This is a genomic window from Suipraeoptans intestinalis, from assembly GCF_034091795.1.
GTDB lineage: Bacteria > Bacillota > Clostridia > Lachnospirales > Lachnospiraceae > Suipraeoptans > Suipraeoptans intestinalis.
Window position 1 is genome coordinate 13,989 of sequence record NZ_JAXFXH010000015.1, and the last position, 14,946, is coordinate 28,934.

Consider the following 14,946-nt stretch of genomic DNA (forward strand, 5'->3'; position numbering starts at 1 on the left):
GACAGAAAAATTTCCCGGCAGGACAACAGGTTCTGTGGATTTGTAAGTTGCCGGTTCCAGTATAGCAAATCCTATGATACAATGGAAGAGTTCTTTCAGGAGAGAGAACGGAATTGTAAAATCGCAGAAGAGAGGGAAACATATGGATATGGAAAGCAGAACAGTCTCAGAGTCTGTCGTGGAGACCGTGCACATTGTCAGACCGAATCATCTAAATGCAGCCGGGCGTCTGTTTGGAGGCGTGCTGATGCAGTGGATCGACGAAGTGGCGGGCCTTGTGGGGAAAAGACACACCAGAATGAATGTGATCACCGCTTCCGTGGACAATCTGAAATTTTTGCATGGAGCCTACCAGAAGGATGTGATCGTCATCATAGGAAAGACGACTTATGTGGGCAATACCTCTATGGAGGTAAAGGTGGATACCTATGTAGAGCATATGGACGGAGGAAGGACGCTGATCAACCGGGCATATTTTACCATGGTGGCGCTGGATGAGAACGACAGGCCGGCAAGGGTTCCAAGACTGGAACTGGAAAAAGAGGAAGAGTACGAAGAGTGGGAGAAGGCCAAAAAGCGTCAGGAAGTCAGAAAGATGAGAAAAGAAGAGGACTTTTGATCTGGTGAGGAGTTTTCTTCAGAAGGGGCTTTCGGTGCCGGTCGGGCTTGAGAGTCCGGAAAGCGGGAAAAGACAGGTGTCAAGAAAAAATACTTGACACCTGTCTTTTTGCGGTGTATGATAGCACAGGTGATGAAAATGGATGAACTTTTGGAACGGACATTATTATTCGATTTTTACGGCGAGCTTCTGACAAAGCACCAGAAGGAGATCTACGAGCAGTATATTTCAGAGGATCTTTCTCTGGGAGAGATCGCAAAAGAAGCCGGAATCAGCAGGCAGGGAGTCCATGACCTGATCAGAAGATGCTCTGCTACCCTGAAAGGGTACGAGGAGAAGCTGCATCTGGTAGGACGGTTTGTGTCTGTGCGGGAGAAGGCCAGGAGGCTGGAAGAGCTGCTGGAGGACAAGGACGGATCTGATGCAGAAGTCTGTCTGGAGAAGGCCCGGAAGCTTTCCCGGGAAATCATAGAGGAATTGTAAAATGGCATTTGACAGTTTAACAGAAAAATTACAAAATATATTTAGGCAACTAAGGAGCAAAGGACGACTGACGGAAGAGGACGTAAAGGAAGCCCTAAAGGAGATCAAGCGGGCGCTTCTGGCAGCAGACGTCAACTTTAAAGTTGTCAAAGAATTTATCGGAAATGTACAGCAAAGAGCGGTGGGGCAGGACGTAATGAACGGATTGAACCCGGGACAGATGGTGGTCAAGATCGTCAACGAAGAGCTGACTTCTCTGATGGGCTCCGAGACGACAGAGATCGCACTGCAGCCGGGGAAAGCCATGACCGTCATTATGATGGCGGGACTTCAGGGTGCGGGAAAGACTACCACCACGGCAAAGCTGGCGGGCAAATTCAAGCAAAAGGGAAAGAAGCCCTTGCTGGTAGCTTGTGACGTGTACCGGCCGGCGGCGATCTCCCAGTTAAAGATCAACGGAGAAAAGCAGCAGGTGGAAGTGTTTTCCATGGAGGACAGTCGCAAACCCGCGGAGATCGCAAGGGAGGCGGTCGCCTATGCGGAAAAGAACGGCCACAATCTCGTGATCCTGGATACGGCAGGACGGCTTCATATCGACGAGGAGATGATGGAGGAGCTGCAGCAGATCAAAAAGGCAGTAACGGTACATCAGACCATCCTGGTGATCGACGCCATGACGGGACAGGACGCCGTAAATGCGGCAAAGGAGTTCCACGAGAAGGCGGGCATTGACGGAGTCATCATCACGAAGCTGGACGGAGACACCAGAGGCGGAGCGGCGCTTTCAGTGAAGGCGGTGACCGGAAAGCCTATATTCTATGTGGGTATGGGAGAGAAGCTGTCGGATCTGGAGCAGTTTTATCCGGAGCGGATGGCATCCAGGATCCTGGGAATGGGAGATGTGCTGTCCCTGATCGAAAAAGCAGAGGCCCAGATCGATGAGGACAAGGCGAAGGAGATGAGCCGTAAGCTAAAGAAGGCTCAGTTTGACTTTGAGGACTATCTGGAAAGTGTCAAACAGATGAAGAACATGGGAGGTATCGGCAATATCATGAACATGCTGCCGATGGGAGGACTGGGTAAGATGAAAGGTCTCAGCGAAGATCAGACTTCCCAGGCGGAAAGAAGCATGGCCAGGATGGAAGCTATGATCTATTCCATGACAGTTCAGGAAAGACGGGATCCGGATCTTCTGAATCCTTCCAGAAAGCATCGGATCGCGAAGGGCGCCGGAGTGGACATCAGCGAGGTCAACCGTATGATCAAACAGTTTGGCGAGATGAAGAAGATGATGAAGATGATGGGAAAAGGCGGAAGAAGAGGAGGATTCAGGCTTCCTTTTTAACCGGTATGGCTATGGTATATCGCAGTATGCGTTATATAGATCAAAAAGAACAGAAAGATGAATGGAGGAAAAGTAAGATGGCAGTAAAAATGAGATTAAGAAGAATGGGACAGAAGAAGGCTCCTTTTTATAGAATCATAGTGGCTGATTCAAGATCCCCAAGAGATGGAAAGTTTATCGCAGAGATCGGAACCTATGATCCGACCCGCAATCCAAGTGCGATCCATGTAAATGAAGAAGAAGCAAAGAAATGGCTGGCAAACGGAGCACAGCCGACCGAAGCAGTCAGCAAAATTTTGAAAGTGGCAGGCATCGAGAAATAAGATATGCCTTTGGAGGTGTACATTAGATGAAAAATCTTGTAGAAGTGATCGTCAAGGCGCTGGTAGACCACCCGGGAGAAGTTGTCATCCACGAAAAAGAAGAAAAGGGCATAGAGGTCCTGGAAGTTCGTGTAGCAGAATCGGATATGGGAAAGGTGATCGGCAAGCAGGGACGGATCGCCAAGGCGATTCGTTCTGTGGTAAAGGCTGCTGCGACAAAGGAAAACAAGAAAGTCAGTGTGGATATTATGGACTAGGGAAAGATCCCTGTGGGGCAGGCAGTTGTGACAGTCTGTCCCTGTTTTTGTTTTGAGGAGAGATGTATGGAAGAAATGTTACAGGTAGGAGTGATCGCTTCTACCCACGGGATCAGGGGAGAGGTCAAGGTGTTTCCCACCACAGACGATGTGGGACGGTTCCGGGATCTGAAACAGGTATATCTGGATACCGGCAGAGAGAAACTGCTGCTGGATGTGGAATCGACAAAGTTTTTTAAACAGATGGTCATCCTGAAATTCCGGCAGTTTCAAAGCATCAATCAGGTGGAGGGCTTTAGGCGGCGCCCCTTATTGGTGCGGCGGGAGGATGCTCTTCCTCTGGAAGAGGATGAATATTATATTGCGGATATGCTGGGAATGGATGTGGTACTGGAAGGGGGAGAGCATTTCGGGGTTCTTGCCGATGTGATCGAAACAGGCGCCAACGACGTATATGTGGTGGACAGCGACGGTCACGGTCAGGTGCTGCTGCCGGCCATTAAAGACTGTATCCTGTCTGTGGATGTTGCACAGAGAAAGATGTGCGTCAGACTTATGAAAGGACTGGTATAAAGAAGATGGAGATTCATATCATGACACTGTTTCCGGAGATGGTCATGCAGGGGCTTGGCGCCAGCATCACCGGACGGGCAATGGACAAAGGGCTGTTGAAGATCCATCCGTGGAACATCAGAGATTATGCCTTCAACAAGCACAGCAGTGTGGACGACTATCTTTACGGTGGAGGAGCCGGGATGCTGATGCAGGCAGAGCCGGTGTATCAGACCTACCAGGCGATCTGCAAAGAGACAAAGGGCCATCCAAGGGTCGTCTATCTCTGTCCGCAGGGCAGGACATTCTGCCAGGAGATGGCAGAAGAGTTTTCCGGGGAAGAGGAACTGGTGCTCCTGTGCGGACATTATGAGGGGATCGATCAGCGGGTACTGGACGAGATCGTGACGGATTATGTATCCATAGGAGATTTTGTACTCACCGGAGGAGAGCTTCCGGCCATGATGCTGGTAGATGCTGTGGGGAGACTGGTTCCGGGAGTTTTAAACAACAGCCAGTCGGCAGAAAAGGAAAGCTTTCAGGAGTATCTTCTGGAGCATCCGCAGTACTCCCGTCCGGAGATCTGGAATGGGAAAAAGGTTCCGGAAGTGTTGCTTTCCGGGCACCATGCCAATATTGAAAAGTGGAAACGGCAGCAGTCCATCTTGCAGACGGCAAAGCACAGACCGGATCTTCTGGAAAAAGCGGACCTTACCGGAGAAGAAAAACAGATGGTAAAAGAATTTCGGGAGCGGCAGGTATCTGACAAGGAGGTGTCGGACATATGCAGGAGGAATTGAAACAGATCATTGAAAAGGGGCGACGGATCGTGTTTTTCGGAGGGGCGGGAGTTTCCACAGAAAGCGGTCTTCCGGATTTTCGTTCCGAGCAGGGGTTATATCAGGCAAAACAAGAATACGGATATTCTCCCGAGGAAATGCTAAGTCACAGCTTTTTCATGAAAAATCAGGAATTGTTTTTCAAATATTACAAGGAAAATCTGATCTGGCAGGAGGCGCTTCCCAATGACGCGCACCTTGCCCTGGCAAGACTGGAGCAGGAAGGGAAGCTGCGGGCGGTAGTCACGCAAAATATAGACGGACTGCATCAGATGGCGGGAAGCAGGACCGTACTGGAGCTTCACGGCAGCGTTCAGAGAAATTATTGCATGGAGTGCGGGCAGTTCTATGATCTGGACTATATTCTGGCAAAGGAGCACTGCGAGGGATGCATTCCCCGATGTAAAAAGTGCGGAGGAGTGGTAAAGCCGGATGTGGTGCTGTATGAGGAGGCGTTGTCGGACACTGTTTTAAAGGAATCCATCCGAATGATCGCAGAGGCGGATGTCCTGATCGTAGGAGGAACCAGCCTGGTGGTCTATCCGGCGGCGGGACTGATCGATTATTTCAACGGCGACAGACTGGTGCTGATTAACAAACAGCCCACCGCCCGCGACAACAGGGCGGATCTGGTTCTGCATGACTCCATTGGGAAGGTATTGGCCTTTTCCTGAGAGGAAAGAGCAGATAACATGTGCGGATACGATAAGATAGAAAAGGCAGTGGAAAAGCAGGAAAGTCCGTGAATATGCGAGAATATACGAATATACGAAAAAAATAAAAAATCTTGCAAAGCGGAACCAAGTGTGATAAGATAGGACAGGTTATGAGGAGGAAGATGGTCCGCTGGTACGAAGGTATTAAGAACATCCAGTTTTAATAGGAGGAAAATAACATGAATGAAATTATCAGAAGCCTGGAAGCGGAGCAGTTAAAGGCAGAGGCGCCTCAGTTTCGCGTGGGAGATACCGTAAAGGTATACGGAAAGATCAAAGAAGGAAACAGAGAAAGAGTACAGGTATTTGAAGGCACCGTACTGAAAAGACAGGGCGGAGGCTCCAAAGAGACCTTTACCGTAAGAAAGAACTCCAACGGGGTAGGCGTGGAAAAAACTTGGCCGCTGCACTCTCCAAATGTGGAAAGAGTAGAAGTTGTTCGCAGAGGTAAAGTAAGAAGAGCGAAACTGAACTACTTAAGAGACCGTGTAGGTAAGAGAGCAAAAGTAAAAGAACTGGTAAAATAGAGATGAGGGAAGAGGGCAAGTACATAGCGTATGTTGCCCTTTTTTGCTATATGAGAGGGATTATGAAGAAAAGAACCAAAAATTCCTATATCAGCTCCTACAAAAGAAAAAAACGGATCATGCAGCTGGCGAAAGGGAAGCAGGGCGGCAAAAAAAGGAGAAAAGAACTGCTGAAAGCGTTGTGGAAGCGCCTTCCGAAAGCCGGAATATGGGTGTTCCAGATTGTGATCGTGTGCCTGCTGGCATTTGTACTGGTCTATTATTTCGGTCAGAGAGTCAGCACGGTGGGGGACTCCATGCGTCCTGTCCTGCAAAATAAGGATGTGGTACTGGTCAATCGGATGGTGTACAATGTCAGCGTACCGAAGCGGGGGGATGTGATCGTATTTAAGCCCAAGGGGAATGAGAATTCCCACTACTATATGAAACGGATCGTGGGACTTCCGGGCGAGACTGTGGAGATCATTGAAAACAACGTCTATATCAACGGGAAAAAATTAAAAGAAGACTATCAGGTAACGGACATAGATGACGTAGGGATCGTACATGAAAAGATGCAGCTGTCGAAAGAGGAGTATTTTGTCCTGGGAGACAACCGGAAAAACAGCGAGGACAGCCGGGACGCCGACGTGGGAAATGTAAAAAAAGAGTACATCTATGGGAAGGCATGGATGGTTATTTCTTTTACCAGACAATTTGGATGGATTCGATAAGGAGAAACAGATGCAAGTACAATGGTATCCTGGTCATATGACAAAAGCAAAGCGTATGATGCAGGAAAATATAAAACTGGTGGATCTCATCATAGAGCTGGTGGACGCCAGAGCTCCCATCAGCAGCCGGAACCCGGATATAGATACTCTGGGAGCGGGGAAATCCAGGCTGATCCTGCTGAATAAGGCAGATCTGGCAGAGGAGCACTGGAACAGCCGGTGGATCGAGTATTTTAAAGAGAAAGGGATCCTGGCAGTAAAGGTCAATTCCAAAAAGGGCGGAGGGATAAAATCTATCCAGGGAGTGATCCAGGAAGCCTGCAAGGAAAAGATGGAAAGAGACAGAAAGAGAGGGATCCTGAACCGCCCGGTCAGAGCGATGGTGGCCGGCATCCCAAACGTGGGGAAATCCACCTTTATCAACAGTCTTGCGGGAAAAGCCTGCACGAAGACGGGGAACAAGCCGGGAGTTACCAGAGGAAAGCAGTGGATCCGCCTGAACCGCCAGGTGGAGCTTTTGGATACACCGGGGATCCTGTGGCCGAAGTTTGAAGATCAGAGGATCGGTCTTTGTTTGGCGATGATCGGTTCCATAAAGGAAGAAGTCCTGAATCTGGAAGAGCTGGCGGCGCACGCCGTTTCCTTTCTGAACCGGGAGTATCCGGGAATGTTAGAGGACAAGTATGGGACGTCCCGCTGCGAAGATCCCTATGAGGCGCTGGCAGCCATTGCGCAAAGCAGAAACTGCCTGCTAAAAGGGGGAGAAGCAGACATTGAAAAAGCGGCGCTGCTTTTTCTGGATGATTTTAGAAACGGAAGACTGGGCAGGCTGACACTGGAGCGCCCGGTTAAGGAGGAAATAGAATGAGCAGGAAAACAGAAGGGGAAGGACTGCTGGTCCGCGTATTTGGGAAAGTGATCGGGGGGATTCTTGGCTGGATCCTTTATCTGCTGATCATCGTAGGGCTGACCTATCTGATCATTACCTATGTGGGGCAGCGGACCCGGGTCAGTGGTTCTTCCATGGAAACGACCTTAAGCGACGGCGATAATCTGATCGTGGACAAACTGTCCTATCATTTCCGTGCCCCCAGCCGATTTGACATTGTGGTATTCCCTTATCAGTATGCGGAAAACACCTATTATATCAAGCGGATCATCGGCCTGCCCGGGGATACGGTGCAGGTGATCGACGGGTATGTGTGGATCAACGGAGAACGGCTGGAATCAGACACCTACGGGAATGAAGTGATGAACAGTCCGGGGATTGCAGCAGAACCTGTCACACTGGGAGAGGATGAGTATTTTGTACTGGGAGACAACAGGAATCACAGTGCGGACAGTCGGGAGCCCAGCGTAGGAGTCATCAAAAGGAAAAATCTGATGGGCCGGGCGTGGGTAAGGATCTATCCTTTCGATAAAGTGGGGACGATCCGGCATGAGTAGAAGGAAGGACGATCCGATCGCCGGATGTAAAGGACAGGAAGCGTCGGAATCACAAAAAAAAGATCAGACAGAAAACGAAACGCCAAAAAACAGACAGGAGAAGCGGCAGGCAGAACAAGGACCAAGCAGGAAACAGATCAAGGAAGCGGAGAAGAAACAGAGACAGGAAGAACGCCTCCAAAAGGAGCGGGCACGTACAGAGCAGATGTACCAGTTTGAAGAAGCATACAGAGAGTACCGGGCTATTTGCGGAATTGACGAGGTGGGAAGAGGTCCTTTTGCGGGGCCGGTAGTGGCGGCAGCGGTGATCCTGCCCAAAGAAGAACGGCTGCTTTATCTGAATGATTCCAAGAAGCTGACTGAAAAGAAGCGGGAACTGTTATATGAAAAGATCATGGAAAAAGCGGTGGCAGTAGGGATCGGGATGGTCAGTCCGGCCAGAATCGATGCCATCAATATTTTGCAGGCTACCTATGAGGCTATGCGGATGGCGGTATCTGAGCTTTCGGTGGCTCCGGATCTGCTGTTGAACGATGCGGTGACGATTCCGGAACTTCCCATGAAGCAGGTGCCTATCATCAAAGGAGATGCCAAAAGTGCTTCCATTGCGGCGGCAAGTATCGTCGCAAAGGTGACCAGGGACCGGCTGATGTGTGAATATGACAAAATACTTCCGGGATACGGCTTTGCCTCCAACAAGGGGTATGGAACCAAAGCCCATATCGAAGGGCTGCAAAAGCTGGGAGTAACACCCATCCACCGACGCACTTTTTTGAAGAACTATATAGACGATTGATTTTTCTTAAAATATCATAAAACAAAAGATTTTCTCTGAAAGACTATGGGAATGGCAGACTTTTTGAAAAATCAGACGGAGAGTGGATTTTCTTTGAGGGAAGCGAATGGCACAGAAAAAGAGACAACAAGCAGATACCAGGCGGCAGACAGGGAAGGCCTATGAAGAAAGAGCGGCGGCTTTTCTTCAGAACCGGGGATATACGGTCATAGAAAGCAATGTGTTCAGCAGGATCGGGGAGATCGATATCATTGCAGAAGAAGGAGGGTACCTGGTGTTTTGCGAGGTAAAATACCGGAGAAAAGGAACCTTCGGAAAAGCGGCGGAAGCAGTAGACGCAAGAAAGCAGAAGAAGCTGTTTTACTGTGCGATGGAATATCTCAGGCAAAAAGGCCTGCAGGAAATCCCCTGCCGCTTTGATGTGGTGGCATTTGACGGGGAGAGTGTCGAAGTTTATCAAAACGCATTTTGAAGTGAAAAGAAACGGAGGCGGAAGCATGAAACCGGAGCTTACCTACAAACCGGGCAGCAGAACGTTTGTACCGAAGGAGCAGCAAGGGGTTCCTTTTTTGTCCTGTGAGGGACTGGAAAAAACAGGGATCGTACATCAGGGCTTTTCCACCAGACTGGGAGGGGTCAGCAAAGGGTGCTACAGCACCATGAACATCAGTACCAGCAGAGGGGATGATCCGGCTGCCATTCGGGAGAATCAGAGGAGGATCGCAAAAGCCATAGGGATAGAACCGGAATCTATGGTATACACCCATCAGGTACATGACACCAGGGTGGCGCGGGTTGGAAGAAACGACTGTGGAACCTGTATTCCTGAGACAGACGGACTGATCACAAATGAAACAGGAGTCTGCCTGGTTACTTTTTTTGCGGATTGTGTTCCTCTGTTTTTCATCGACAGAAAGAATCGTGCCATCGGCCTGAGCCATTCCGGGTGGCGGGGAACGGTAGGCCGTATGGGAGAAGTGACGCTAAGGAGGATGGCAGAGGAATTTGGAACCCGAAGCGAAGACGTAACGGCGGCCATTGCTCCTTCCATCTGCCAGGACTGCTACGAGGTCAGTGAAGATGTAGTGGAACAGTTTCGGCGGGCGTTTGACGAGAGGCTGTGGCAGGATATTTTTTATGAAAAAGGGCGGGGGAAGTACCAGCTAAATCTTTGGAAGGCCAATGAATACGTGCTGTTGGAAGCAGGGATCAAAAGGGAAAACCTGTTTGTAACGACCATCTGCACCCATTGTAACCCCCAGATACTGTTTTCCCACAGAAGGACGGGAAATCAGAGGGGCAATCTAAGCGCCTTTCTTGCACTGAAACAGGAGTAGGAAAATGGAGATGTGTGTATTAACGACGGAAAGTACAAAAGAAGTGACAGAAACGGTACAGGATACGGTAGGTGAAGTTGGCAGGATGACAGAATATCTGCAAAACCACCTTCCGGATATCCTGGCCTATGGGATCAGGGTGCTCCTGGCACTGGTGGTGTTTTTTGTGGGACGCATCGTCATCAAGTGGATACGGGCGCTGGTGGGGCGTTCCTTTCAGCGCTCCGGAGTGGATGCAGGCGTCAGGCAGTTTACCGATTCCTTCCTCAAATTTGCGCTGTATGTGGTGCTGATCTTCAGCATCATAACCAAGCTTGGCGTAGATACGGCGTCGGTGGCGGCTGTTCTGGCGTCGGCGGGAGTGGCCATCGGCCTGGCGCTACAGGGAAGTCTGGCAAACTTTGCCGGAGGAGTACTGATCCTGCTTTTAAAGCCGTTTGAGGTGGGGGATTATATTGTGGAGGATACCAATAAAAATGAGGGAACTGTAAAAGAAATCCAAATTTTTTACACGAAACTCAGTACCCTGGACAATAAGACCATCGTGATCCCAAACGGGATGCTGACCAACAACAGCATTACCAACGTAACGGCCAAAAATGAAAGGAGACTGGATCTTAGAGTAACGATCTCCTACGATTCAGATCTTCGCCGGGCAAAACAGCTGCTGGAGCAGGTGGTAAAAACAGACGGGCAGATTCTGCAGGAAGAGGAGATACTGATTTTTGTGGATGAGCTGGGAGAAAGAGGCGTTGTTCTGGGAGCCAGGGCCTGGGTGGTCAGCGAGCATTACTGGGAAGCCAGATGGCGCATCCTGGAAAATATCCGGCTCGCATTTGAAGAGCATGGGGTCCGCCTTCCGGAAGTGGGAGTGATCAGCAGACCCAGATAGGAGAGCGAAGATCAAAGAGCTTACGAAGAATCTGCAAATACCCTGCAGCGCGCTGCCAAACCGGTGGAAACCTTGAAAACAAAAGGGTTTTCTCTTGAAATCCTTTTGAAAATATGATAACATCTAAAGGTCGCAAAAAACACGCATTTGTTTGCCGGAGACGGTGCCGCAGGATCTGCGGTTTGAAGGCTTACACATATGCGGAAGAAAAAACCAAATGGAGGAAAAAACATGAGTGTAATTTCAATGAAACAGCTTTTGGAGGCAGGTGTACATTTTGGACACCAGACAAGAAGATGGAACCCGAAAATGGCTCCGTATATCTACACAGAAAGAAACGGGATCTACATCATTGACCTGCAGAAATCTGTAGGAAAAGTAGATGAGGCTTACCAGGCGATCTCTGATGTAGCGGCAGAGGGCGGAACCGTTCTGTTTGTAGGAACCAAGAAGCAGGCACAGGATGCGATCCGTACAGAGGCAGAGCGCTGCGGTATGTACTATGTAAATGAGAGATGGCTGGGCGGTATGCTGACCAACTTCAAGACCATCAAGAGCAGAGTGGCACGTCTGAAAGAGATCGAGAGAATGTCAGAGGACGGAACCTTTGAGGTGCTGCCAAAGAAGGAAGTGATCCAGTTGAGAAAAGAATGGGAAAAACTGGAGAAGAACCTGGGCGGAATCAAGGATATGAACAGACTGCCGGATGTGATCTTCATCGTAGATCCGAAAAAAGAGAGAATCTGTGTGCAGGAAGCGCATACGCTGGGAATTCCGTTGGTAGGAATCGCGGACACCAACTGTGATCCGGAAGAGCTGGATTATGTGATCCCGGGAAATGACGACGCTATCCGCGCTGTCAAGCTGATCGTATCCAAGATGGCAGACGCCGTGATCGAAGCAAACCAGGGAATGACAGGAGAAGACGTATACGAAGAGGCTGTTTCCGAGGAAGAAGCGGCAGAGTAGTCATTCTCATAGAAGATAGCAAATAGGAACGGAGGAATAGAAGCATGGCAATTACAGCTAGTATGGTAAAAGAGCTGAGAGAAATGACCGGAGCGGGAATGATGGACTGCAAGAAGGCTCTGAATGAGACCAACGGAGATATGGATGCAGCCATTGAGTACCTGAGAAAGAACGGTCAGGCAAAGGCAGAGAAGAAGGCGGGACGTATTGCGGCTGAGGGAATCGTTATGGCAGAGGTAAGAGACGATAAGACGGCAGCGATCGTAGAGGTGAATTCTGAGACAGACTTTGTTGCAAAGAACGCAGAATTCCAGGGATTTGTAAAGGCAGTGGTAAATCAGGCGCTGGCAACAGATTCTGCGGATCTGGACGCTTTCATGGCAGAGGCATGGAACGAAGACGCTTCCAAGACAGTAAAGGACGCCTTGACAGAAAAGATTTCTGTGATCGGAGAAAATCTCAGCATCAGAAGATTTGAGAAGGTAGTATCCGAAGGGTGTGCCGTATCTTACATCCACGGCGGCGGACGGATCGGAGTCATCGTAGACGCAGAGACGGACGTTGTGAATGATGAGATCAGAACCTGTCTGAAAAATGTTGCAATGCAGGTGGCGGCAATGTCTCCCAAGTATGTATCCAGAGAGGAAGTGTCTCAGGATTATCTGGAGCACGAAAAAGAGATCCTTCTGGCACAGGCAAAGCTGGAAAATCCGAACAAGCCGGACAATATCATCGAAAAGATGATCATCGGACGTCTGAACAAAGAATTGAAAGAGATCTGCCTGCTGGATCAGGTATATGTGCAGGATGGAGATCTGACAGTAGAAAAATATGTGGAAAAAGTTGCAAAGGAAAACGGAGCAACCGTTACCGTAAAGAGATTTGTGCGTTTCGAGACCGGAGAAGGAATCGAGAAAAAGCAGGAGGACTTTGCAGCAGAAGTTGCAGCTCAGATGGGAAAATAAGCGATCCTGTGTGAAAAGCAGCCTGGCGAAATGAAAAGAAGACCCCTACGATCGGCATGTGATTCCGGTCGCAGGGGTTTTGTAGGAGAAAAGGAATGAAGAAAAAATTATCGTTAACGACGCAGATATTTATTGCGCTGGTACTGGGGATCCTGGCGGGAATTGCCCTGACGGGACATCCGGATATCGCAACCACCTACATCAATCCCATCGGTACCATTTTTTTAAATCTGATCAAATGGATCGTGACTCCGCTGGTGTTTTTCTCGATTATGGCAGGGGTTATTTCGTTACAGGACATTAAAAAGGTGGGCTCCATTGGGGGCAAGACCATCCTGTATTATATGTGTACCACGGCATTTGCCGTCACGATAGGGCTGGCGTTTGCCAATGGGCTGAAGGGGATCTTTCCGGTGCTGAGCACGTCGGATCTGAAATATGAGGGAAGTGATCCGGTAAGTTTTATGGAAACGCTGGTCAATATGTTTCCTTCCAACTTCATAGCACCGTTTTTAGATGCAGCCATGCTGCAGGTGATCGTAGGCTCCCTGCTGGTGGGGTTTGCCATTATGCAGGTGGGAGACAAGGGAAAAAAGGCTGTGCAGGCGGTGGATACCATCAATGACATTTGTCTGATGGTCATGGAACTGATCCTGAAGCTTTCTCCGATCGGAGTATTTTGCCTTCTTTGTCCGGTGGTGGCCGTGAATGGACCTTCCATCATCGGATCCCTGGCAAAGGTGCTTCTGGTAGCCTACGTATGCTATGTCGTACACGGAGTTTTTGTGTATTCCCTGTCTGTGAAAGCAGTGGCGGGGATGAATCCCGTTACGTTTTTCAAGGGGATGCTGCCGGCGATCCTGTTTGCATTTTCGTCAGCTTCCTCTGTAGGAACGCTTCCTTTGAATATGGAATGTACGGAAAAGCTGGGGGCAAAAAAGGAAGTATCCTCTTTCGTGCTCCCACTTGGGGCGACGATCAATATGGATGGAACGGCCATCTATCAGGGAGTCTGTGTGGTATTCATTGCTTCCTGCTATGGCATCAACCTGACGATCTCCCAGATGATCACCATCGTACTGACGGCCACCCTGGCTTCCATCGGAACGGCGGGAGTGCCGGGATCCGGGATGGTGATGCTGGCCATGGTGCTGCAATCGGTGGGGCTTCCTGTGGAAGGGATCGCACTGGTAGCCGGAGTGGACAGATTGTTTGATATGGGACGGACGACGGTAAATATCACAGGAGACGCTTCCTGTGCCATTGTGGTAAATGCATTGTTGGAGAAAAAAGAAGCAAAACGGCAGTAATGACAGTGTTCTTGGAGGGAAGAGTATGGGAAAAGTAATGCTTTCAAAAACAGAGTCGCTTTTTATGCATAACAGGTTGAAAGAACGATTGGCTGCCCGGGGGGATTGCTTTTGAAGAGGAGGCAGCTGTCGGGGCAGGGATCAAGGAAATGATAAAGAACATTCTTGTGTTTCAAAGGCCGAGCAGCGGTGTTCGAAGAAGCGAATCTCCGGGAACATACACCCTTTGGATCGAGGAAGAAGACAGTGAGAAGGCAAGGCTCATAAAAGAAGAGCTGGAGAAAGCCTTATAGAATTTACGAGAATTTCAGGGATGCTTTTCTTGAGGGAAGCATCCCTTTCCTGTAAAAAAAGTCAGGTTGAAATTCCGTCCGAATCAAAGTAAAATGAGGGGAACAGAAGAAAGGAAGACAAGTTGATGCAAAGACACAAAGACATAAAAAAAGCATTTCTGGCAGCATTTCCCCATACGGTCCCGATCCTGGCGGGCTTTCTGTTCCTGGGGCTGTCCTATGGGATCTACATGAATGCTTCCGGATTTTCCTTTTGGTATCCCATGCTGATGAGTATGCTGATATTTGCAGGGTCCATGGAATTTGTGGCTGTCAGTATACTGTTAGGCGGGTTTCATCCTCTGCAGACTTTCCTTCTTACGATTGTGATCAATGCAAGGCATCTGTTTTACGGCCTGTCTATGCTGGATCGGTACAGAGGGCATGGCAGGAAAGATCTCTACCTGATCTTTGGGATGTGTGATGAAACCTTTTCCATTAATTATACGGCAGATATACCGGAGGGAGTGGATCCGGGATGGTTTATGACGTTTGTGACGCTCCTGAATCATTTTTACTGGGTGC

21 protein-coding genes are annotated in these 14,946 nt (G+C 49.3%); all 21 read left to right on the forward strand.

Annotated elements, in window-relative coordinates; genetic code table 11:
- Positions 1–142: 142 nt before the first annotated feature.
- On the forward strand, positions 143–619 hold the full coding sequence (locus tag SOW26_RS05170) for an acyl-CoA thioesterase (RefSeq protein ID WP_154478526.1): 477 nt from the start codon (positions 143–145) through the stop codon (positions 617–619).
- A gap of 138 nt (positions 620–757) precedes the next feature.
- Complete coding sequence (ylxM, locus tag SOW26_RS05175) at positions 758–1,102, forward strand: YlxM family DNA-binding protein (protein WP_320652013.1); 345 nt, start codon at positions 758–760, stop codon at positions 1,100–1,102.
- A 1-nt stretch (position 1,103) separates the two neighbouring features.
- Positions 1,104–2,447, forward strand: coding sequence for a signal recognition particle protein (gene ffh / locus SOW26_RS05180; RefSeq protein ID WP_154478530.1), 1,344 nt, complete (start codon positions 1,104–1,106; stop codon positions 2,445–2,447).
- Positions 2,448–2,524: 77 nt separating this feature from the next.
- Positions 2,525–2,770: a 30S ribosomal protein S16 gene (gene rpsP / locus SOW26_RS05185; protein WP_154478532.1), complete on the forward strand. Its 246-nt coding sequence runs from the start codon at positions 2,525–2,527 to the stop codon at positions 2,768–2,770.
- Between the two features lie 26 nt (positions 2,771–2,796).
- Entirely contained in the window at positions 2,797–3,027 is a 231-nt protein-coding gene (locus SOW26_RS05190) for a KH domain-containing protein (protein ID WP_276958633.1), read from the forward strand.
- Between the two features lie 66 nt (positions 3,028–3,093).
- A complete protein-coding gene (gene rimM, locus SOW26_RS05195; RefSeq protein WP_276958634.1) occupies positions 3,094–3,600 on the forward strand; it encodes a ribosome maturation factor RimM in 507 nt (168 codons plus the stop codon).
- A gap of 5 nt (positions 3,601–3,605) precedes the next feature.
- Entirely contained in the window at positions 3,606–4,379 is a 774-nt protein-coding gene (trmD, locus tag SOW26_RS05200; protein WP_276958635.1) for a tRNA (guanosine(37)-N1)-methyltransferase TrmD, read from the forward strand.
- Positions 4,364–5,092 carry an NAD-dependent protein deacylase gene (locus SOW26_RS05205; protein WP_276958636.1) on the forward strand — a complete coding sequence of 243 codons (729 nt, stop codon included), beginning with the start codon at positions 4,364–4,366 and terminating at the stop codon, positions 5,090–5,092. The genes trmD and SOW26_RS05205 overlap by 16 nt, the downstream gene beginning before the upstream one ends.
- Before the next feature lie 221 nt (positions 5,093–5,313).
- Positions 5,314–5,661 (forward strand): 50S ribosomal protein L19, encoded by a 348-nt coding sequence (gene rplS / locus SOW26_RS05210; RefSeq protein ID WP_154478542.1) that lies wholly within the window; start codon positions 5,314–5,316, stop codon positions 5,659–5,661.
- 62 nt (positions 5,662–5,723) lie between these two features.
- Complete coding sequence (lepB, locus tag SOW26_RS05215) at positions 5,724–6,374, forward strand: signal peptidase I (protein ID WP_235899439.1); 651 nt, start codon at positions 5,724–5,726, stop codon at positions 6,372–6,374.
- Positions 6,375–6,384: 10 nt separating this feature from the next.
- The gene (gene ylqF / locus SOW26_RS05220) at positions 6,385–7,242 is read left to right on the forward strand and encodes a ribosome biogenesis GTPase YlqF (protein ID WP_276958637.1); all 858 of its coding nucleotides are present in this window, start codon (positions 6,385–6,387) and stop codon (positions 7,240–7,242) included.
- Entirely contained in the window at positions 7,239–7,820 is a 582-nt protein-coding gene (gene lepB / locus SOW26_RS05225; protein WP_276958638.1) for a signal peptidase I, read from the forward strand. Before ylqF ends, lepB (SOW26_RS05225) begins: the two co-directional genes overlap by 4 nt.
- Positions 7,813–8,616: a ribonuclease HII gene (locus tag SOW26_RS05230; RefSeq protein WP_320652014.1), complete on the forward strand. Its 804-nt coding sequence runs from the start codon at positions 7,813–7,815 to the stop codon at positions 8,614–8,616. Before lepB (SOW26_RS05225) ends, SOW26_RS05230 begins: the two co-directional genes overlap by 8 nt.
- Positions 8,617–8,722: 106 nt before the next feature.
- The gene (locus tag SOW26_RS05235) at positions 8,723–9,088 is read left to right on the forward strand and encodes a YraN family protein (RefSeq protein WP_276958640.1); all 366 of its coding nucleotides are present in this window, start codon (positions 8,723–8,725) and stop codon (positions 9,086–9,088) included.
- Between the two features lie 25 nt (positions 9,089–9,113).
- Positions 9,114–9,953 carry a peptidoglycan editing factor PgeF gene (gene pgeF / locus SOW26_RS05240; protein ID WP_320652016.1) on the forward strand — a complete coding sequence of 280 codons (840 nt, stop codon included), beginning with the start codon at positions 9,114–9,116 and terminating at the stop codon, positions 9,951–9,953.
- 4 nt (positions 9,954–9,957) lie between these two features.
- A complete protein-coding gene (locus SOW26_RS05245) occupies positions 9,958–10,845 on the forward strand; it encodes a mechanosensitive ion channel family protein (RefSeq protein ID WP_330683550.1) in 888 nt (295 codons plus the stop codon).
- A gap of 231 nt (positions 10,846–11,076) precedes the next feature.
- A complete protein-coding gene (gene rpsB, locus SOW26_RS05250; protein WP_154478554.1) occupies positions 11,077–11,814 on the forward strand; it encodes a 30S ribosomal protein S2 in 738 nt (245 codons plus the stop codon).
- Between the two features lie 44 nt (positions 11,815–11,858).
- Positions 11,859–12,779 carry a translation elongation factor Ts gene (gene tsf, locus SOW26_RS05255; protein ID WP_154478556.1) on the forward strand — a complete coding sequence of 307 codons (921 nt, stop codon included), beginning with the start codon at positions 11,859–11,861 and terminating at the stop codon, positions 12,777–12,779.
- Positions 12,780–12,874: 95 nt separating this feature from the next.
- Positions 12,875–14,089 (forward strand): dicarboxylate/amino acid:cation symporter, encoded by a 1,215-nt coding sequence (locus SOW26_RS05260; RefSeq protein ID WP_276958642.1) that lies wholly within the window; start codon positions 12,875–12,877, stop codon positions 14,087–14,089.
- 149 nt (positions 14,090–14,238) lie between these two features.
- The gene (locus SOW26_RS05265) at positions 14,239–14,382 is read left to right on the forward strand and encodes a hypothetical protein (protein ID WP_276958643.1); all 144 of its coding nucleotides are present in this window, start codon (positions 14,239–14,241) and stop codon (positions 14,380–14,382) included.
- A gap of 125 nt (positions 14,383–14,507) precedes the next feature.
- Positions 14,508–14,946: AzlC family ABC transporter permease (locus SOW26_RS05270; RefSeq protein ID WP_320652015.1), on the forward strand; the 439-nt coding region annotated here is incomplete at its 3' end.

Bases quoted from the DNA above. Each gene is read 5' to 3' on its own strand.
- lepB (WP_276958638.1), top strand. From the start codon at position 7,239: ATGAGCAGGAAAACAGAAGGGGAAGGACTGCTGGTCCGCGTATTTGGG.
- trmD (WP_276958635.1), top strand. From the start codon at position 3,606: ATGGAGATTCATATCATGACACTGTTTCCGGAGATGGTCATGCAGGGG.
- ylqF (WP_276958637.1), top strand. From the start codon at position 6,385: ATGCAAGTACAATGGTATCCTGGTCATATGACAAAAGCAAAGCGTATG.
- SOW26_RS05170 (WP_154478526.1), top strand. From the start codon at position 143: ATGGATATGGAAAGCAGAACAGTCTCAGAGTCTGTCGTGGAGACCGTG.
- SOW26_RS05235 (WP_276958640.1), top strand. From the start codon at position 8,723: ATGGCACAGAAAAAGAGACAACAAGCAGATACCAGGCGGCAGACAGGG.
- rpsB (WP_154478554.1), top strand. From the start codon at position 11,077: ATGAGTGTAATTTCAATGAAACAGCTTTTGGAGGCAGGTGTACATTTT.
- SOW26_RS05190 (WP_276958633.1), top strand. From the start codon at position 2,797: ATGAAAAATCTTGTAGAAGTGATCGTCAAGGCGCTGGTAGACCACCCG.
- SOW26_RS05230 (WP_320652014.1), top strand. From the start codon at position 7,813: ATGAGTAGAAGGAAGGACGATCCGATCGCCGGATGTAAAGGACAGGAA.
- rpsP (WP_154478532.1), top strand. From the start codon at position 2,525: ATGGCAGTAAAAATGAGATTAAGAAGAATGGGACAGAAGAAGGCTCCT.
- rplS (WP_154478542.1), top strand. From the start codon at position 5,314: ATGAATGAAATTATCAGAAGCCTGGAAGCGGAGCAGTTAAAGGCAGAG.
- lepB (WP_235899439.1), top strand. From the start codon at position 5,724: ATGAAGAAAAGAACCAAAAATTCCTATATCAGCTCCTACAAAAGAAAA.
- SOW26_RS05245 (WP_330683550.1), top strand. From the start codon at position 9,958: ATGGAGATGTGTGTATTAACGACGGAAAGTACAAAAGAAGTGACAGAA.
- ffh (WP_154478530.1), top strand. From the start codon at position 1,104: ATGGCATTTGACAGTTTAACAGAAAAATTACAAAATATATTTAGGCAA.
- SOW26_RS05205 (WP_276958636.1), top strand. From the start codon at position 4,364: ATGCAGGAGGAATTGAAACAGATCATTGAAAAGGGGCGACGGATCGTG.
- ylxM (WP_320652013.1), top strand. From the start codon at position 758: ATGGATGAACTTTTGGAACGGACATTATTATTCGATTTTTACGGCGAG.
- SOW26_RS05265 (WP_276958643.1), top strand. From the start codon at position 14,239: ATGATAAAGAACATTCTTGTGTTTCAAAGGCCGAGCAGCGGTGTTCGA.
- rimM (WP_276958634.1), top strand. From the start codon at position 3,094: ATGGAAGAAATGTTACAGGTAGGAGTGATCGCTTCTACCCACGGGATC.
- tsf (WP_154478556.1), top strand. From the start codon at position 11,859: ATGGCAATTACAGCTAGTATGGTAAAAGAGCTGAGAGAAATGACCGGA.
- pgeF (WP_320652016.1), top strand. From the start codon at position 9,114: ATGAAACCGGAGCTTACCTACAAACCGGGCAGCAGAACGTTTGTACCG.
- SOW26_RS05260 (WP_276958642.1), top strand. From the start codon at position 12,875: ATGAAGAAAAAATTATCGTTAACGACGCAGATATTTATTGCGCTGGTA.